The organism is Paenibacillus woosongensis, assembly GCF_009725165.1.
Taxonomy (GTDB): Bacteria; Bacillota; Bacilli; order Paenibacillales; family Paenibacillaceae; genus Fontibacillus; species Fontibacillus woosongensis.
On sequence record NZ_WNZW01000001.1, the window covers coordinates 266596 to 282293 of the forward strand.

At 52.4% G+C, this 15698-nt stretch carries 17 protein-coding genes; 7 read left to right on the top strand and 10 right to left on the bottom strand.

Annotated features, from left to right (window positions below):
* The first annotated feature begins 26 nt into the window (after window positions 1-26).
* Window positions 27-674, top strand: coding sequence for a nitroreductase family protein (locus tag GNP95_RS01315; RefSeq protein WP_155609124.1), 648 nt, complete (start codon window positions 27-29; stop codon window positions 672-674).
* 71 nt (window positions 675-745) lie between these two features.
* On the opposite strand, the gene GNP95_RS01320 is transcribed toward GNP95_RS01315, so the two are convergent.
* Window positions 746-1084, bottom strand: coding sequence for a hypothetical protein (locus tag GNP95_RS01320; RefSeq protein WP_196427036.1), 339 nt, complete (start codon window positions 1082-1084; stop codon window positions 746-748).
* Between the two features lie 197 nt (window positions 1085-1281).
* Here GNP95_RS01320 and GNP95_RS01325 point away from each other — a divergent pair, with 197 nt between their 5' ends.
* Entirely contained in the window at window positions 1282-1632 is a 351-nt protein-coding gene (locus GNP95_RS01325) for a VOC family protein (protein WP_155609125.1), read from the top strand.
* 182 nt (window positions 1633-1814) lie between these two features.
* Here the strand turns inward: GNP95_RS01325 and GNP95_RS01330 are convergent, their stop codons facing one another.
* Window positions 1815-2012, bottom strand: a complete 198-nt coding sequence (locus GNP95_RS01330; RefSeq protein ID WP_009222768.1) for a cold shock domain-containing protein — start codon at window positions 2010-2012, stop codon at window positions 1815-1817.
* 213 nt (window positions 2013-2225) lie between these two features.
* Here GNP95_RS01330 and GNP95_RS01335 point away from each other — a divergent pair, with 213 nt between their 5' ends.
* From GNP95_RS01335 to GNP95_RS01350, 5 genes are all read left to right on the top strand, one after another.
* Window positions 2226-2459, top strand: a complete 234-nt coding sequence (locus GNP95_RS01335; RefSeq protein WP_155609126.1) for a hypothetical protein — start codon at window positions 2226-2228, stop codon at window positions 2457-2459.
* Between the two features lie 40 nt (window positions 2460-2499).
* Window positions 2500-2670, top strand: coding sequence for a hypothetical protein (locus GNP95_RS25660; RefSeq protein WP_196427037.1), 171 nt, complete (start codon window positions 2500-2502; stop codon window positions 2668-2670).
* Window positions 2671-2923: 253 nt separating this feature from the next.
* Window positions 2924-4714: an oligoendopeptidase F gene (gene pepF, locus GNP95_RS01340; protein ID WP_155609972.1), complete on the top strand. Its 1791-nt coding sequence runs from the start codon at window positions 2924-2926 to the stop codon at window positions 4712-4714.
* 76 nt (window positions 4715-4790) lie between these two features.
* On the top strand, window positions 4791-5114 hold the full coding sequence (locus GNP95_RS01345; protein ID WP_155609127.1) for a LapA family protein: 324 nt from the start codon (window positions 4791-4793) through the stop codon (window positions 5112-5114).
* Complete coding sequence (locus tag GNP95_RS01350) at window positions 5095-6132, top strand: M42 family metallopeptidase (RefSeq protein ID WP_155609128.1); 1038 nt, start codon at window positions 5095-5097, stop codon at window positions 6130-6132. The genes GNP95_RS01345 and GNP95_RS01350 overlap by 20 nt, the downstream gene beginning before the upstream one ends.
* A gap of 100 nt (window positions 6133-6232) precedes the next feature.
* Here the strand turns inward: GNP95_RS01350 and GNP95_RS01355 are convergent, their stop codons facing one another.
* From GNP95_RS01355 to hemE, 8 genes are all read right to left on the bottom strand, one after another.
* Window positions 6233-8209, bottom strand: coding sequence for an ABC-F family ATP-binding cassette domain-containing protein (locus GNP95_RS01355; RefSeq protein WP_155609129.1), 1977 nt, complete (start codon window positions 8207-8209; stop codon window positions 6233-6235).
* A gap of 41 nt (window positions 8210-8250) precedes the next feature.
* Window positions 8251-9066: a DUF92 domain-containing protein gene (locus GNP95_RS01360; protein WP_155609130.1), complete on the bottom strand. Its 816-nt coding sequence runs from the start codon at window positions 9064-9066 to the stop codon at window positions 8251-8253.
* A 1-nt stretch (window position 9067) separates the two neighbouring features.
* Window positions 9068-9712: a fumarylacetoacetate hydrolase family protein gene (locus GNP95_RS01365; protein ID WP_155609131.1), complete on the bottom strand. Its 645-nt coding sequence runs from the start codon at window positions 9710-9712 to the stop codon at window positions 9068-9070.
* Between the two features lie 38 nt (window positions 9713-9750).
* Window positions 9751-10476: a glycerophosphodiester phosphodiesterase gene (locus GNP95_RS01370; protein ID WP_155609132.1), complete on the bottom strand. Its 726-nt coding sequence runs from the start codon at window positions 10474-10476 to the stop codon at window positions 9751-9753.
* A gap of 25 nt (window positions 10477-10501) precedes the next feature.
* Entirely contained in the window at window positions 10502-11851 is a 1350-nt protein-coding gene (locus GNP95_RS01375; RefSeq protein ID WP_155609133.1) for a CapA family protein, read from the bottom strand.
* A gap of 193 nt (window positions 11852-12044) precedes the next feature.
* The gene (gene hemG, locus GNP95_RS01380; protein ID WP_155609134.1) at window positions 12045-13466 is read right to left on the bottom strand and encodes a protoporphyrinogen oxidase; all 1422 of its coding nucleotides are present in this window, start codon (window positions 13464-13466) and stop codon (window positions 12045-12047) included.
* 7 nt (window positions 13467-13473) lie between these two features.
* The gene (gene hemH, locus GNP95_RS01385; RefSeq protein WP_155609135.1) at window positions 13474-14412 is read right to left on the bottom strand and encodes a ferrochelatase; all 939 of its coding nucleotides are present in this window, start codon (window positions 14410-14412) and stop codon (window positions 13474-13476) included.
* A 38-nt stretch (window positions 14413-14450) separates the two neighbouring features.
* On the bottom strand, window positions 14451-15512 hold the full coding sequence (gene hemE / locus GNP95_RS01390; RefSeq protein ID WP_155609136.1) for a uroporphyrinogen decarboxylase: 1062 nt from the start codon (window positions 15510-15512) through the stop codon (window positions 14451-14453).
* Window positions 15513-15698 lie beyond the last annotated feature (186 nt).

A 15698-nucleotide genomic window follows, 5' to 3' on the forward strand; every position in this document is an offset into this window, starting at 1 on the left:
GTTAAATGAAACGAAGGTGGGATATTATGGATTTTTATCAATTCCGGGACATCATCACGACCCGCCGAAGCATACGGGACTTTACGGAGGAGCCTGTTGCCATTTCGGATATCGAAGAAATCATCGATTGTGCCCGCTATGCCCCTAGCGATACGAACTCGCAGACTTGGGAATTTATCGCCGTAGTCAATAAGGAAAAAATCAAGCATATTGAGGACTTCACTTGGGAGAAGCTGCATGAAATTGCCGCGCGTGCCGAAGGAAATGGATTGGCAAGGGAAGCCAAGCTGCTCGTTAAATCCTTTGGACCGTACGCCACCGCTTTCGCGGGAGCCCCTGTGCTGATCGTCTGCCTATCTACCCCGTATACGTCTAAGTTCAGGGAGCGGATCTTTGATCCTATCGCATTCGTAGAACCGGAGGTTTGGACGGAGGAAGGCTTGAAAAGCAGCTGCCTGGCTACCCAGAACTTAATGCTCGCAGCCCACGCGAAGGGACTGGCAACCTGCCCGATGACAGGGCCTGTTCTGCTGGCAGAGGACAAGCTTCGTGAATACCTCGAAATTCCGGAAGACCGCGGAGTGAACATGGTCATTGCGCTAGGCCATCCCGCTATCTCGCCGAAAGCGACGCCGCGCAAGGAAGTCGCGGAAATCCTGCGCATTGTGGAATAAGAGAAATAACGACGGACTGATCAGGGATGCATCCTTTGACCAGTCCGTTTTTATTCCCCAACCCGTCTTTTCTACAATCGCCCATATGTGCGAAGCGTCATGAGATGGTTTATCGTCACGTATCCCCGCCACTTATGCTCTGAAGCAGTACTTACGGCCTGCCAGGAAATCGGCCACCCGCCGTCAGACTGCTGCTGGCGCCGAAGCTCATCCAAATACCGGTTTACCTCGTCCGTCGTAACAAAACGATGGGCATAACTTGCTGGTGTAGGAGCATATTCAAGCTCCTTCTGGACAACCCCCTCGGCCAACGGATCGCGCTCAATAACACGAGAAGAGTCCAGCCATTCATCAAGCACGCCATAATACCTGGCTGCCCGATCAGCATCCGGTGCGTTAGCCAAAAACATGCTCCACTGCTCTCCGTCATGATAACCGCCGGGAAGTCCATTCCACTATAATTTTAAATAAATTTATTCCTTTGTTGTATTTATTAGAAAACAGATTCGGCAGCCCACCGGATTCGTTATATAATATATTTAGGAAGAGTTAACACAAATTGAAAGAATGCCTGGTCACCTGGATAAAATTTTAGGAGGATGTGAAAATGAAAGTCAAGAGAATTATTGCCAACATTGAGACACAGGATACTGCTAAAGCTAAGCAATTTTATGGGGAAATACTTGAACTTGATCAATTGATGGATATGGGATTTATTGCGACCTACGGTTCACACGAAAAAATGGATACTCAAATCAGTTTTCTTTCAGAGGGAGGTTCGGGGACGCCTGTGCCTGATTTGTCGATTGAAGTTGACGACCTTGAAGATGCTTATACTCGCATAACAAAGGCAGGGATTCCAATTGAATATGGACCAGTTGATGAACCGTGGCAGGTCCGGCGTTTTTTTGTAAGAGATCCGTTCGGGAAGCTTGTCAATATTCTTGTTCATCTATAGGGCACAATACCTCTCAAAGTCCCTTGTTCGGAGTTGATGTTCATTTCAGCCATTTTATCCTCCCTTGAAATAAGAATTAATAAAGACAACAAAAAAACACAGCCCGTTAAGAGCTGTGTCTTTCATATTTAAGCCTTCTTGAAACCAAACCTTATAAGTGATCCGCTAGTGCGGAAGAGATCTTATAATTTGATTACGTTAGCGGCTTGAGGACCACGGTTACCGTCGGTGATTTCGAACTCAACGGCTTGGCCTTCTTCTAGTGTTTTGAATCCTTCGCCTTGAATCGCGGAGAAATGCACGAATACGTCTTCGCCGCCTTCAACTTGGATGAAGCCATAGCCTTTTTCTGCGTTAAACCATTTAACTGTACCTTTCAAATGAACAACCTCCTAAAAATAATCGCCATCATTGACGAATATCCATATTATACTCCATGGTTTGATACAATGCAACGTATCATTTGCCACGCAGACAAGCATTTTTTTAATGAATCGCTTCCGGTGTTTTTATTTGCTTTCGTACCGGGCGTGAGTTATCATTTTACATAAAAAATACAACCGCCAATAAACGATGATCGGAGAACGACAAAGATGATCAAAAAACACGAAATATACAAAAGAGACAAATGGAATATGATGACGGTAGAAGTTCAAGGCAAGTATATCGTCCTTCGGGAAATTTCCGATCAATGGGGCGAGGAATGCCATACGTTTCTTAGCCGGCCTGCACTGATGAACTGGGCCGAAAGCCGCTTCCCCAAAGAGGAGTTCGCTGGCAGGGAAGAGGAATGGAACGACATCATGAACGCCTTCAAGCAAGTTTAGACCGCCTGATTACCTTATATAAAGGAGAACCTATCAAGATATGGACAGTTCAAACCATTTGATCTTTATCATTTCCGCGTTCGCTCTTGGTATCGTGCTAATTCTGAGCAAGAATCAAGTCCAGCCCAAAATCCGGCGCTGGCTTGCCATTTTTGCCAGCCTGATGATTGCCTTTGCATTCGGTCTTATCATTTACAGTTTTCTGGTATAGCGCGCCTACTCTGGAGGAGGATGTGACGGGACCATCTATTCCTTATTCGCTCTTTGCGGAGTAGATTCCGGGACAGAAGGACATACTAGAGCAATCTCCATAAGTGATTCCGAGGGAGGTTCCTATGAAAATAAAAAGCATTTCCCTGCTCCCCCTCCTGCTGTCCTCCTCTCTGCTGATAGCGGCTATACCCGGCGATATGGCCGGCGCAAATACCCGGCCGAAGGCTTATCCAATTCAAAGGAGGATACCCATGACCACATTACCGAAACGTTCTGAAGTTCAGCCAGAGAACAGCTGGCAATTAGAAGATTTGTTCCCGAGCCAGAAAGACTGGGACGCCGCTTTTGAAGAATTGAAGCAGTTGAAGAATAAGGCGGCCGAATTCGAAGGCAAGCTGAGTACGCCTGATAACGTCAAAGCGGTATTCGCTTTGGAGGACGATCTCTCCCTGCGCATTGAACGCCTGTACGTATACGCCCATTTGAGCCATGATCAGGACACGACAAACCCTACATACCAAGCTCTTGTCCAGAAAGCCAAAAAGCTTAGCGTCGAAGTCAGCGAAGCCCTGTCGTTCATTACGCCGGAAATTCTGGCTCTGCCTGAGGAGCAGTTGGACAGCTATATTAGCGATCCGCAGCTTGCCGACTACAAATTTACTTTGCAGGAAATCAAGCGCGAGAAGGCGCACGTCCTCAGCAAAACCGAGGAGGCTCTGCTGGCCCAGGTCGGCAATCTGTCGCAGGCGCCGCAGCAAATTTTCGGAATGATCAACAATGCCGACATGAAGTTCCCAAAAATTAAAGACGAGCACGGCAAAGAAGTGGAGCTGACCCATGGCAGCTATATTCAATTTCTTGAAAATCCGAATCGGGAGGTCCGGGAGCGGGCTTTTAAGGCCATATACGAAACCTACGGCAAACAGAAGAATACAATTGCCGCTACGCTTAGCGCCAACATTAACAAGAACATGTTCTACTCCCGGGTTCGCAAATATCCTTCCGTTTTGGAGATGTCCCTATACGGCGATAACATTCCAAAAGAGGTTTACACGAATCTGATCGATACGATTCACGAGAGCCTCCCGCTGCTTCACCGTTATTTGCAGCTGCGGAAGAAGCTGCTCGGCGTCGATGAGCTGCATATGTACGACCTATTCGCGCCGCTTGTAGAGGAATACAAATGGGATATCTCGTATGAGGAAGCCAAGGATATGCTGCTCGACGGCTTGAAGCCGCTTGGCGAGAATTATCTAAATGTGCTGCGCGAGGGCCTCGACAATCGTTGGATTGACGTGTACGAGAATGAAGGCAAACGTACGGGAGCTTACAGCTGGGGGGCCTACGGCACGCATCCATACGTTCTCCTGAACCATAAGAATAATTTGAACAGCATGTTCACGCTGGCGCATGAAATGGGTCATGCCCTGCACTCCTATTTCTCGGATGAGAATCTGAAATACCGGGATGCCCAATATACAATCTTCCTGGCTGAAGTAGCCTCAACGACAAATGAAGCGCTGCTCATGGATTATTTATTGAATAAATCGACCGATCCAAAGCAAAAGCTGTACCTGCTCACCTACTATGCCGATCAATTCCGGACCACGGTGTTCCGTCAAACGATGTTTGCAGAATTTGAGAAGCTGATTCATGAACGTGCGGAATCCGGCGAGTCCTTGACGCCGCAGGAATTGTCCAAGATCTACTATGACCTCAATGTGAAGTATCATGGCAAGGAGATGGCCGTCGATCAGGACATCGAGATGGAGTGGGCGCGGATTCCGCATTTCTACACCAGCTTCTACGTGTACAAATACGCGACCGGCTTCAGCGCGGCGACGAGCTTCTCCAAACAGATTCTGGAGGAAGGCCAGCCTGCCGTTGACCGCTATCTTGGCTTCCTCAAGAGCGGGGGCAGCGACTATTCGATCAACATCCTGAAAAAGGCCGGCGTCGATATGTCTTCGCCGGAGCCGATTCGCGAAGCGATGAGCGTATTTGGTGAGTTGGTCGAGCAGATGGAGAACTTGACGAAATAACTAGATCATTGAGAAATCCCTTGCCCTTTTGGGGTAAGGGATTTTACACTGTATACAAGAAGGAAGGTGCACAAACATGAAGCTACAATGGTCTCTCATTCTTGCTCTCGTCTTCGCACTCATCACGGCATTATTTGCCGTCATCAACGTGGAGCCGGTTCAAGTCAACCTGCTGTTCAATTCCGTACATATTCCGCTCATTCTACTTATTCTAGGCTCGACCCTGCTCGGCGGAATTATCGTAGGCTCCTTCGGGATCTACCGAGGATACCGGCTGCAGAAGGAAGTCAAAATACTCAGCGCCAAACTAGCGCAAATCCAAGAAGCTACCGGCTACGAATTTCTTGACAACGAAAAATCCGCACCAGAGGAGGCTGATCATGAACATCCAACCCAATGAAACATATATGCTGGAATTGCTGACTAAGCTTCTTAACACACCAAGCCCCAGCGGCTTCACCCATCGCATCATGAAAGTGATTGAAGCCGAAGCTAAAGCGCTTGGCTTTGCCGTTACACAGAACGAAAAAGGCGGGGCCATCATCACGATGAAAGGGAAAGATTCCTCGCGGCGCATTGCCCTCAGCGCGCATGTCGACACACTGGGAGCTATGGTTCGTTCTATTACCTCCCAGGGATCGCTGGCGATCACCTCCGTCGGCGGGTTCATGATGCAGAGCATTGAGAACGAATACTGCACGATCTATACACGGAGCGGCAAGACCTACACAGGAACAATCCTGACATCACGCCCCTCTGTCCATGTCTATAGTGATGCCCGTGATTTCATGCGCGAGGAGAAGCATATGGAAATTCGCATCGATGAACTGGTAAACAGCAAAGAAGACGTAATGAAGCTGGGCATCATGCCCGGCGACTTTATAGCGTTTGATGCCCGTCCAGTCATTACGCCAAGCGGCTACGTGAAATCCCGCCATCTTGACGATAAGGCTAGCGTTGCGGCTCTGTTCGGACTGCTGGAATCAAGCCGGCGCGAAGGATGGCAGCCGGCGCACGATGTGGTGCTGCTGATCTCCAACTACGAGGAAGTCGGTCACGGCGCCTCCTGGATTCCTGGCGGCATCCATGAAATGATTGCCGTGGACATGGGGACGATCGGCGATGACCTAAGCTGCAAGGAAACGGATGTGTCGATCTGCGCCAAAGATTCGACCGGGCCCTATGACTACGATATGACGGGCAAACTGATCCAGCTCGCCCAGAACCTTAACATTCCTTTTGCGGTCGACATCTATCCGCACTACGGCTCCGACGCGTCTGCGGCACTGCGGGGGGGCAGCAACATTCGCGCCGCTTTGATTGGTCCGGGAGTCCATGCTTCGCATGCCATGGAACGGACACATAAGCAAGCGGTCTTGAACACGGCCCGGCTGCTGGCCGCTTATGTGATGAGCTGACGACGCTGAAACATCCGCTAAACAACTTAAAAAGAGCACCCGATCAGGAACTGATATCTCCTAAACGGGTGCTCTTAAATTTTGCTTAGCTCTTCTGGTCTTAACTTTTCTGCTGCTCAATTTTCTCCGCCAGCTCGTTCAAATAGGTCCAGCGGTCCATCAGCCGCTCCAGCTCGGCCTCCGCTTCCTGCTGCTCCTTCATCAGCTCCTGCAGCCTAGAGGCATCGCTGACCGCCTGCTCCATAGCCGAGGCGATGCCGGCAAGCCGCTGCTCCGCCGCTTCAACGAGACCATCGATCGCTTCATACTCCCGCTGCTCATTATAACTGAACTTCACTCGCTCGATGCGGGATTGATCTCTTTGACTGCCCGAACCTCCCGTCGTCCCGCCTTCGGAGCTTCCTGCTCCTGGAGCCGCCGTAGAGGCCCCTTTGCCTTTCCCGCCAGCAGAATCGATTCCCGTATCAGAGGACTTGCCAAGCTGCTGTACCCGCTCGGCATAATCGCTGTAATCGCCGACATGAACCGCTACAACGCCCTCACCCTCAAACGCCATAATTTTATCCACGGTACGGTCGAGGAAATAGCGGTCATGGGATACGACGAACACAGCGCCCGGAAACTCGTCTAAATAAGCTTCCAGGACGGTCAGCGTCTGAATGTCAAGATCGTTCGTCGGCTCGTCCAGCAGCAGCACATTTGGCGCGCCCATCAAGACGCGAAGCAAATACAGCCGGCGCTTCTCGCCGCCCGACAGCTTCCCGATCGGCGTCCACTGCATCGCCGGCGGGAACAGAAACCTCTCCAGCATCTGCGCCGCGGTAATCCGCGATCCGTCTGCCGTCGTGACGACCTCGGCTTCCTCCTTAATGTATTCGATGACCCTCTGCTTGTTATCCATCTCCTGATGCTCCTGTGTGAAGAAGCCCAGCTTCACCGTCTGCCCCAGCTCGACATAGCCCTGATCCGGCTCAATTAACCCTGCGATCATGTTGAGCAGCGTCGATTTGCCGCTGCCGTTCGGGCCAACAATACCGACGCGGTCGCCGGGTACCGCCGTATAGGTCAGCTCCCGGATCAGAGCGCGTTCCCCGGCCGACTTGCTTAGTTCGAAGATTTCCACGATTTTGCGCCCCAGCCGCGTCGAGGCCACCGAAATATCGAGCTGTTCGCTCTTATATTCGGTTCTCTCCTGCTGCAGTTTCTCAAACCGTTCAATTCTCGCCTTCTGCTTTGTCGTCCTTGCCTTAGCACCTCGGCGAATCCAGGCCAGCTCCGTGCGCAGCAGATTCTGCCGCTTCTGCTCCGCCGATGCCTCCCGTTCCTCCCTCTCGCTCTTTAGCTCCAGGAAGCGGCTGTAGTTCGCTTCATAGCGGAACAATCGCCCGTGATCCAGCTCTAGCATGACATTGCATACCCGATCGAGGAAATACCGGTCATGCGTAATGAGAAGCAGTGCGCCGCGCCGTCTTTGCAGGTAAGACTCCAGCCAGGCCACCGAATCATTATCGATATGGTTCGTCGGCTCGTCAAGAATCAGCAGCTCAGAGGGCACGATCAGCGCCGAAGCCAAGGCGATCCGCTTACGCTGCCCGCCCGATAGTTCCCCAACCTTCGCGCCGAAGTCCGTGATTCCGAGCTTGGACAGCACACTCTTTGCTTCACTTTCCAGGCTCCAGGCCTGCAGCCTGTCCATTTCCTGACTTAGCCTTGTTACCTCGGCCTGCAGCCGTTCATCCGCCGGGTGCAGCTCCAGCCGCTCCACCGCTTCGATATATGCGGATACAATCTGCAGCATCGGGTCGCCGCCCTGGAATACCTGCCGCAGAACCGTCGTCTCCGGGTCAAAATCAGGATTCTGGGGTAGACAGGCAATCCGTATATCGTTGTTTACCGCCACCCGGCCAGTATCCGGCTGCTCCAGTCCGGCCACAATGCGCAGGAAGGTGGACTTCCCTGTCCCATTGACGCCAATGACGCCAATTTTGTCATGCTCCTCCATTCCAAATGACGCGTCCTGAAAAAGCACCTTTTCCCCGTAGCTCTTTGAAATTTGTTCAACCGTTAAAATATTCATTTCGTTCCCTACTTTGCATGAAATACGTAGCTTCTAAACCTTCAGTACAGCCAGCTTCCCATAACTACAGCAAGACCGCCCGCCGCAAGCGAGCTAATCATGTTCACCATATCATTATTCATCCAGCCCCAGCCACGCTGGGGCACTGTATCCTCCCCGCAGTGCCTGGCCGTTTCGACGCTGCGGCCGCATACCCGGCAGCGGTACATGCTCTGCAGCGTTGCCCCTAAATATGAATCAAGCATGGCTCCGGCAAAACCCGACAAGCCGCCGATGACGATAAAACCAAGCAGCGGCGGATGGACGTAAGCCGTCTGACCGCTCCATAGTCCAAGCAGGCCGGCCGCCCCGCCGATAAACAGCGCGCCTGCCAGCGCCGCCGAGCTGCCAAGCAGCGATACTCCTCCCGACGTGCCCGGGGCTATCGGCTGGCCGTCCATAATCGATCTTGGAGGCTTCTTGCTGAGACTGCCCCATTCCGTAGCCCAGGTATCCGCTGTTACCGAAGCCATCGTCCCGACAAAAAACAAGGCCCATCCGGGGTTAGGCCAGAGCGCATGGCCTATACAGGCAGCCATTCCCAGCCCCCCGTTGGCCATCACTTGTCCAGCGTCTCTTGTGCCCGTTTTGGCGTAGCTCTTCTCCGCCTCCGACTTCCGGCTCGCCTTCAGCTTGGAGAATGCGCTTGACGAAATAAAGAACAATAGCAATATTCCGAACCAGAACACATTCCCGGCCCCGAAGTACACCGTGCCCATGACGGCCGCAGCAGCCATCCCTGACAGGCTGAGAGACCGTTTCCAATAAGCCGCCGCTGACACAGCCAGCGCGCATACCGCTCCAATGATCCAGTTCATTTTATGAATTCGAGCCTGAGCCAAGCAGAACAGTGCAACTGCCAAGAATCTGGCCGCCGTAAGCCAGCTCCAGCTTGTCCCCGCTCGCGACAGGTCCGACTCCCTCGGGGGTGCCTGTGAAGATCAGATCGCCTTCGCCGAGCCCATAATGGTTCGCGATATAATCAACGATTTGCTGCAGCGGAAAAATCATGTTGCTAATATTTCCTCGCTGAACGACCTCTCCGTTCTTCCGAAGTACGAAATCCTGCCCCGCGGTGTCCTCGACTCCAGGAAAAGCCATGTAAGGCGTCATTGGCGCCGAATTCAGGAATGCTTTGGCCGCTGTCCAAGGATGCCCTTTGTCCTTCAGCTTGTTCTGAACGTCGCGCAGCGTAAAGTCGATGCCAAATGCGATGACGTCAACCAGTTCATCAACGGTAACGCCCGGCGTGTAATCCCGGCCGATGCGCAGGACGAGCTCTGCCTCATAATGAACCTCACCTCGTCCCTCCGGCAGCTCAATCGCACTGCCATCCATCGGAACTGCCGCGTGCGACGGCTTCATGAAAATCATCGGTTCGGACGGAACGTCATTCCCCAGCTCCTCGATATGCAGCCTGTAATTGCGTCCAACGCAGTATATGTTTCCGATTAGTTGTTTCATCTAAAGAAGCGCCTCCTAATTGTTCATTTCTGATTAAACTAGAGCATGGCCTCTTGCCAGATGTCAGGCCGGTTCGTACATATAAGAATGTCCTTATGCAGCGCGGCAACCCGCTGCATTGTCCGCGCATCATCGATCGTCCAAGCCATGACCGTGATTCCCAGCTTTGCCGCACGGGAAGCAAGCTCGGCGGTTAAGTGGCGGTGGCTGATCGATAGAAAGGAGCAGCGCAGCAATTGCAGCCTCAGCAGCAAATCCTTAGGCCTTCCTTCGATGATGAGTCCGGTGCGGATGCCGCGCGCAGTTTCTTTGATCCTGGCCAAAATCCGCGGTTCGAAAGAAGTGAGCACCACATCATGCTCCATTTGGTGGCGCTTGATCTCCGCAACCACCTTCTCTTCAATCCCCGGGTACATATTCCCCTGGGTCTTGATTTCGATATTCGCCCGCAGCCTCCCGCATGCCGCTTTCAAGAACTCTTCGAGCGTTATCAGACGCTCCTCCCTGAACACCCTGGATTTCCAGCTGCCGGCGTCCAGCTGCTTCAGCTCTGCTAGCGTCTTCTCTCTGACGGGGCCGCGTCCGTTAGTTGTCCGATTCAACGTGAAATCATGAATGAGTACCGGAATGCCATCCTTGCTTAGCTGCACGTCAACTTCAACCCATTGCACAAAAGGAAACTGCATTGCCATTTGCATTGCAGCCATCGTATTCTCCGGTGCTTTGCCCGAGAAGCCCCGGTGTGCCACGCATAAGTTGTTCATTCCTGAGGCCTCCTTCAGCCATTCGTTAACCGTCAATCAAACTGTGCACGGCGCCGCTGGCGTCAATAGCGATATTTTTAGACAGGCTCTCCACCTTTCTGAGAACCTCCGCCCCTTCCTCGCCCTGCAGCGGAACCGGCTGGCCGACTTCCGTACGGAAAGGCAGCAGCTTCATCTGGCAATCGCCCTTCTTCGAACATTTGGCTTCAAATATGGCAGTATCCCAAGTATCGGGAGCCGATGATTTTTTGGTGAAAATAAAATTACCGGTGCTGTAAACGATCCATTTGCCTTTATAACGCTCCATGCCTTGAAGCACGTGAGGATGGCCGCCGATAATCAGATCCGCCCCGGCATCGATAAATGCGTGAGCCAGCGAGCTCTGATGCTTCTCCAGTTTCGTCGTCCGTTCCTTCCCCCAGTGGGCCACAACGATAACTAGGTCAGCATTTTGCCTGGCGCTCTGCACCGCCTTAACGGCCTCCGCCGAATCATAGGCAACGGCCAGGCCCGGCTTGTTCTTCCCTGCCGCCCAATCTGAATGGGGGATGACGCGGCTAAACCCGCAAAGCGCAATTGTAATTCCTTTTCGTTCTAGATACAAAGGGGCATAGGCTTCCTGTTTATTTTTCCCTGCTCCGAAGTAATGGATGTTATGATCATGCAAATGCTTTGTCGTATCGAGCAATCCTTCGACGCCTTGGTCCAGCGTATGGTTATTGGCCAGGTTGACGGCATCCACCCCCGCATCACGCATCGGGGACAGCACTTTGGGCGGCGCCTTGAACACGAAGGATTTATCCTCCGCCGGCGTTCCGCGATCCGTAACCGGAGTCTCCAGGTTCAGCACGCTTAAGTCGTCGCTTTCGAACAAGTCACGAATATATTCATAAGGATAATGATAGCCTTCCTTCTCCAGCTTCGATGCAATGCTTCCCGAGAAAATCGTGTCTCCGGCGAAATGTAGGTGCAGCATCTCCTCAGGCTCCTGTTCGCCTGGCACAAGTAACCCGCCGTCATCCTCATCTGAAGGCGGTGGAGACTGGCCTGAATCCATCCCCTCTCCAGCCTTGCCGCTAGTCGGATCGACGCTTTGCGCAGGATCCGTATCATGGCCAGAATTGGTTTCGTCCGTCCTGGACAGGCCACCGCCCTCGTTCGGCGGATCCGCTGTGTGATCGGCAGGATGCTGAACCGAAGCCGGATCCTGGCTGCCCTCCTTGTTCGGAGCAATGATCTCTCCGACGTAGTAATAGGCGCCCAGAGCAATGATCGCAATGATCAGCGACACATTGATTGTAAGCCAGAACCGGCTGTACCTGCGCTGCCTCTCCTGTTTTCGCTTGCGGTATTTATCTGATCTTGGTGGGTACATCGCAAACTCCTTTATTTCTCGCTCAGAGCCCGGGTGGCCTGAATGCTCATTCTTATCTTGCCAAAAAAAATGAGGAGCAAATTCATTGCACCATTGATTTTATTATATCAGGTAACCTTAAATAAATAGAACCCCTCGCCTATTTTCAAGCGGAGGGGTTCTTGTTTCAGCGGTTATTCCTACTCAGTGGTTTCTAGCGGGCAAGCCGGTCGGCCATTTGTCCGGCCAATTCTTTAGCTTGGCGGATGCAATCCGGCAGGCCGACGCCTTCAAAAGCAGCGCCCGTAGCGTAAATGCCGGGCAACATCCTGTTCAGCCGGGACCTGAACTCGGCAATATGCCGCAAATGATTCACAGGATACTGCGGCATGGACTTCGGCAGGCGGGTAATTTCTGCGAACAGCGGCTCTGCCGTAATATTCATCAGCTCCCGCAAGTCTTTCCTGACCAGCGCGATCAGCTCCTCGTCCGGATAAGACACTTTCTCCTCATCGCCGAAGCGTCCGACATAGCAGCGGAGGAGCATCTTGTCCTCGGGGCTGGTGTGCAGCCACTTCACGCCCGTCCACGTACAGGCCGTAATATTGCGTCCCTCCTTGCGGGGAACCAGGAAGCCCGAACCGTCAAACGATCCGCTGACGTCCTCCCGCTCGAAAGCAAGCACTACGTTTGCTACAGAAACATAGTTAATGGCGTCCAGCTCGGTGACGTCAACGAGCGGCCGCAGCAAATCGGCGGCAGCAAACGCCGGCGTCGTCACAACCACGTCGTCGGCAGCAATCCTTTCGCCAGAAGCGAGAACGACCTCATAGCCTGGCTGCTCGCCGCTGTGTTGCTCAATCGCGCTAACCGCAGAGTCCAGCCGCTGCTCCACATCGTCCAAGTCATGGACAAGAGCATGCACCAGGCTTTGCAGTCCTTGACGGAAGGTCAGGAAGGCGCTTTTCTTCGTTCCGGTATGCGTCTCTACAGGCTTTTTGCCCGTCATCATTCCCTTGATCAGGCTGCCGTACTTACGCTCCATTTCACCGAACTGCGGGAACGTCGATTGCAGGCTAAGACGATATGTATCCCCTGCATAAATGCCCGCAAGCAGCGGCTCCGTCATATTGCTTAACACTTCAGCTCCAAGGCGGCGTTCAATAAAGTTCCCTAGCGACTCGTCTTCCGTGCTCTTTCGTGGCGCTCGCACGAGATCCATCAGCGCCCGAAGCTTTCCGCTCCAGCTGACGAGCCCGGATCTCAGAAAGGGGCCGATTTCTGTCGGAACTCCGAGCACTAGACCGGGCGGCATCGGGTGCAGCCGGCCCTGATTGACGATATACGTCTTCTTTGCTTCGGGATTTGTCGTGACCAGCTCGTGATCGATTTCAAGCTCCTTGGCCAGTTCGACCATCGCCGTCTTGCGGGCCAGGAACGAGTCCGGCCCTTTCTCGATGACGAAGCCGTCGCGATGCAAAGTTTCGATCTTGCCGCCAAGGACTTTATCCTTTTCGATGATCGTTATTTCCGGCTTGCATCCCTTTTCCTTATAATATTTGCGGATATAGAAAGCCGCGCTAAGTCCGGTCAAGCCCCCGCCGACAATGACTACCTTGCGGGACGCATCGCTCATATACTCCTCATTCCTTTGCCTGAGTGTTAAGGATGACCTCACTTAATGTCTCCATGTATAACGGATCAGTGTTTAAAGAATCGATCCGTTCCAGCCGGATGTCGAGCTCCTTGGCGATGGCCTTCGCTTCGATATCCAGATCGTACAATATCTCGAGGTGGTCGGATACGAAGCCGACCGGCGCTACGAGCACATCCTCAACCTGCTCCTGGCTAAGGGTGCGGAGTGTATCGAGAATATCCGGACCCAGCCAAGGCACAGCGGTACGACCCGCGCTTTGCCAAGTAAACTGCCAGGAGCCTGCTCCTGCCTTCTCCGCAACAGCGGCGGAGGTGGCCAAAAGCTGATCCTGGTAAGGATCGCCCATAGCCAGGATTTTCTCCGGCAGGCTGTGCGCGCTGAACAATACTTTGACCTTGCCGCGCTCGGCTCCCGCCTCTTCGAACAAATCCAGCTTGGCGGATACGCGTTCGGCGAAGGCCTGAATCAGCTTCGGATGAAGGTGATAGCTCTCGATGAACTTCATTTTCAGGCCGCATTCCTCGGCCTTGGCCTGGGCGCGCTTGATATAGCCGCCAACGCTCATCACGGAATAATGGGGCGCCAGGACGATGCCGACCGCTTCCGTAATTCCGTCTTCAGCCATTTTGGCTACACCATCCTCGATAAATGGGCGCGCATGCTTCAAGCCCTGATAGCATACGAATTGTTGCTCTTTGTCCGGATTGAGCCGATCCAGCGTCTCCTGCAGGGCTGCAACCTGGCTGTCCGTGTTGGCCCGAAGAGGGAACACGCCTCCCACGATCGCTTCGTAGCGGTCTTTAAGCTCTTTCAGCTGTTCCTCCGTAGGCGGATTACCGCGTCGGATATGCGTATAATAGGCTTCTACCTGATCCAGGCTCTCCGGCGTTCCGTAGGACATTACCAATACACCAATTTTGTTCATGACTCTCTTCACCTCTGACTTAATGTTCTAAATTGGAATTATACCGTCTGCTGTTTCTGACGGGCGATTGCTTCGGCAGAGTATTCATGAACGTACTCTGTCAGCTCGCGGAGCTTGTCCAGCGATGCTTCGGGGAACAGCCCATGACCCAGATTGAAAATGAACCCTGGCGACTCGACGCCCTGATCGATGATTTCCCGGGCATAATCCTTAATAACTTCCATAGGCGCGGTTAATACTAAAGGATCTAAATTGCCTTGGATGGCATACTTCCCACCCGTCCGAAGGCGGCCTTCGCGAAGCGGAACACGCCAGTCCACGCCGATGACATCAGCCTCAAGGCCCGGTAATGTCGGCAGCAGTTCTCCGGAGCTTACGCCTGGAAAATAAATTTTCGGAACATCCAGATCCCGAAGCTCGGCAAAAATACGTTTAACCGTCGGCAGGACATAGATTTCAAAATCCTTGGCCGATAATGCGCCAACCCAGCTGTCGAACACCTGGAATGCCTTGCCTCCGTTCTTGATATGGGCGCGCAAATAGGTGATCACCATATCGCCGAGCTTCTCCATCAGATTATGCCAAAGCTGCGGCTCACCGTACATCAGGCTTTTTGTACGGATGTAATTTTTGGATGGACGGCCTTCGATCAAGTAGCTGGCGAGCGTAAACGGCGCTCCGGCAAACGTAATCAGCGGAACGTCCAGCTCTTTGTCCAGGATCGAAATCGTCTTCAAAATGTGGGACAAATCGTTCTCGACATCAATCGGCTTCAGCCGGTCAATATCGGCTTTCGTCCGAATCGGATTATGGATAACCGGACCGACATCCTTGACGATATCAAAATCAATACCAATAGAAGCAACTGGATTCATAATATCTGAATATAAAATGGCGGCGTCAACGCCTAGCTTTTTGACAGGCATAAGCGTTACTTCAGCGGCTAGCTCAGGCTGAAGGCAAATTTCAAGCAAGCTGTACTTTTCCTTGATCTTGCGGTACTCCGGATCGTATCTTCCCGCCTGTCGCATATACCAAACAGGAGCACGATCAACTTCCTGCCTGTAACAGGCACGAATAAACCGGTCATTGTAACTCATGTAAGCAAGCCCCCAATATTTAAAATTTCCCTAAATTACATTATGCCCTTTTTAAAAGTAAGTAACAACTGTCACACTTCAGCATCCGATGACAATACTATGACATCCTTAATCAGGCCGATGCCGTCATTATGATATAATTGGATAAGTTTGAACACAATAATGAGGTGCAAATGAGGTGCAACT

Bases quoted from the DNA above. Each gene is read 5' to 3' on its own strand.
- GNP95_RS01315 (WP_155609124.1), top strand. From the start codon at position 27: ATGGATTTTTATCAATTCCGGGACATCATCACGACCCGCCGAAGCATA.
- GNP95_RS01320 (WP_196427036.1), bottom strand. From the start codon at position 1,084: ATGTTTTTGGCTAACGCACCGGATGCTGATCGGGCAGCCAGGTATTAT.
- GNP95_RS01325 (WP_155609125.1), top strand. From the start codon at position 1,282: ATGAAAGTCAAGAGAATTATTGCCAACATTGAGACACAGGATACTGCT.
- GNP95_RS01335 (WP_155609126.1), top strand. From the start codon at position 2,226: ATGATCAAAAAACACGAAATATACAAAAGAGACAAATGGAATATGATG.
- GNP95_RS25660 (WP_196427037.1), top strand. From the start codon at position 2,500: ATGGACAGTTCAAACCATTTGATCTTTATCATTTCCGCGTTCGCTCTT.
- pepF (WP_155609972.1), top strand. From the start codon at position 2,924: ATGACCACATTACCGAAACGTTCTGAAGTTCAGCCAGAGAACAGCTGG.
- GNP95_RS01345 (WP_155609127.1), top strand. From the start codon at position 4,791: ATGAAGCTACAATGGTCTCTCATTCTTGCTCTCGTCTTCGCACTCATC.
- GNP95_RS01350 (WP_155609128.1), top strand. From the start codon at position 5,095: ATGAACATCCAACCCAATGAAACATATATGCTGGAATTGCTGACTAAG.
- GNP95_RS01355 (WP_155609129.1), bottom strand. From the start codon at position 8,209: ATGAATATTTTAACGGTTGAACAAATTTCAAAGAGCTACGGGGAAAAG.
- GNP95_RS01360 (WP_155609130.1), bottom strand. From the start codon at position 9,066: ATGAACTGGATCATTGGAGCGGTATGCGCGCTGGCTGTGTCAGCGGCG.
- GNP95_RS01365 (WP_155609131.1), bottom strand. From the start codon at position 9,712: ATGAAACAACTAATCGGAAACATATACTGCGTTGGACGCAATTACAGG.
- GNP95_RS01370 (WP_155609132.1), bottom strand. From the start codon at position 10,476: ATGAACAACTTATGCGTGGCACACCGGGGCTTCTCGGGCAAAGCACCG.
- GNP95_RS01375 (WP_155609133.1), bottom strand. From the start codon at position 11,851: ATGTACCCACCAAGATCAGATAAATACCGCAAGCGAAAACAGGAGAGG.
- hemG (WP_155609134.1), bottom strand. From the start codon at position 13,466: ATGAGCGATGCGTCCCGCAAGGTAGTCATTGTCGGCGGGGGCTTGACC.
- hemH (WP_155609135.1), bottom strand. From the start codon at position 14,412: ATGAACAAAATTGGTGTATTGGTAATGTCCTACGGAACGCCGGAGAGC.
- hemE (WP_155609136.1), bottom strand. From the start codon at position 15,512: ATGAGTTACAATGACCGGTTTATTCGTGCCTGTTACAGGCAGGAAGTT.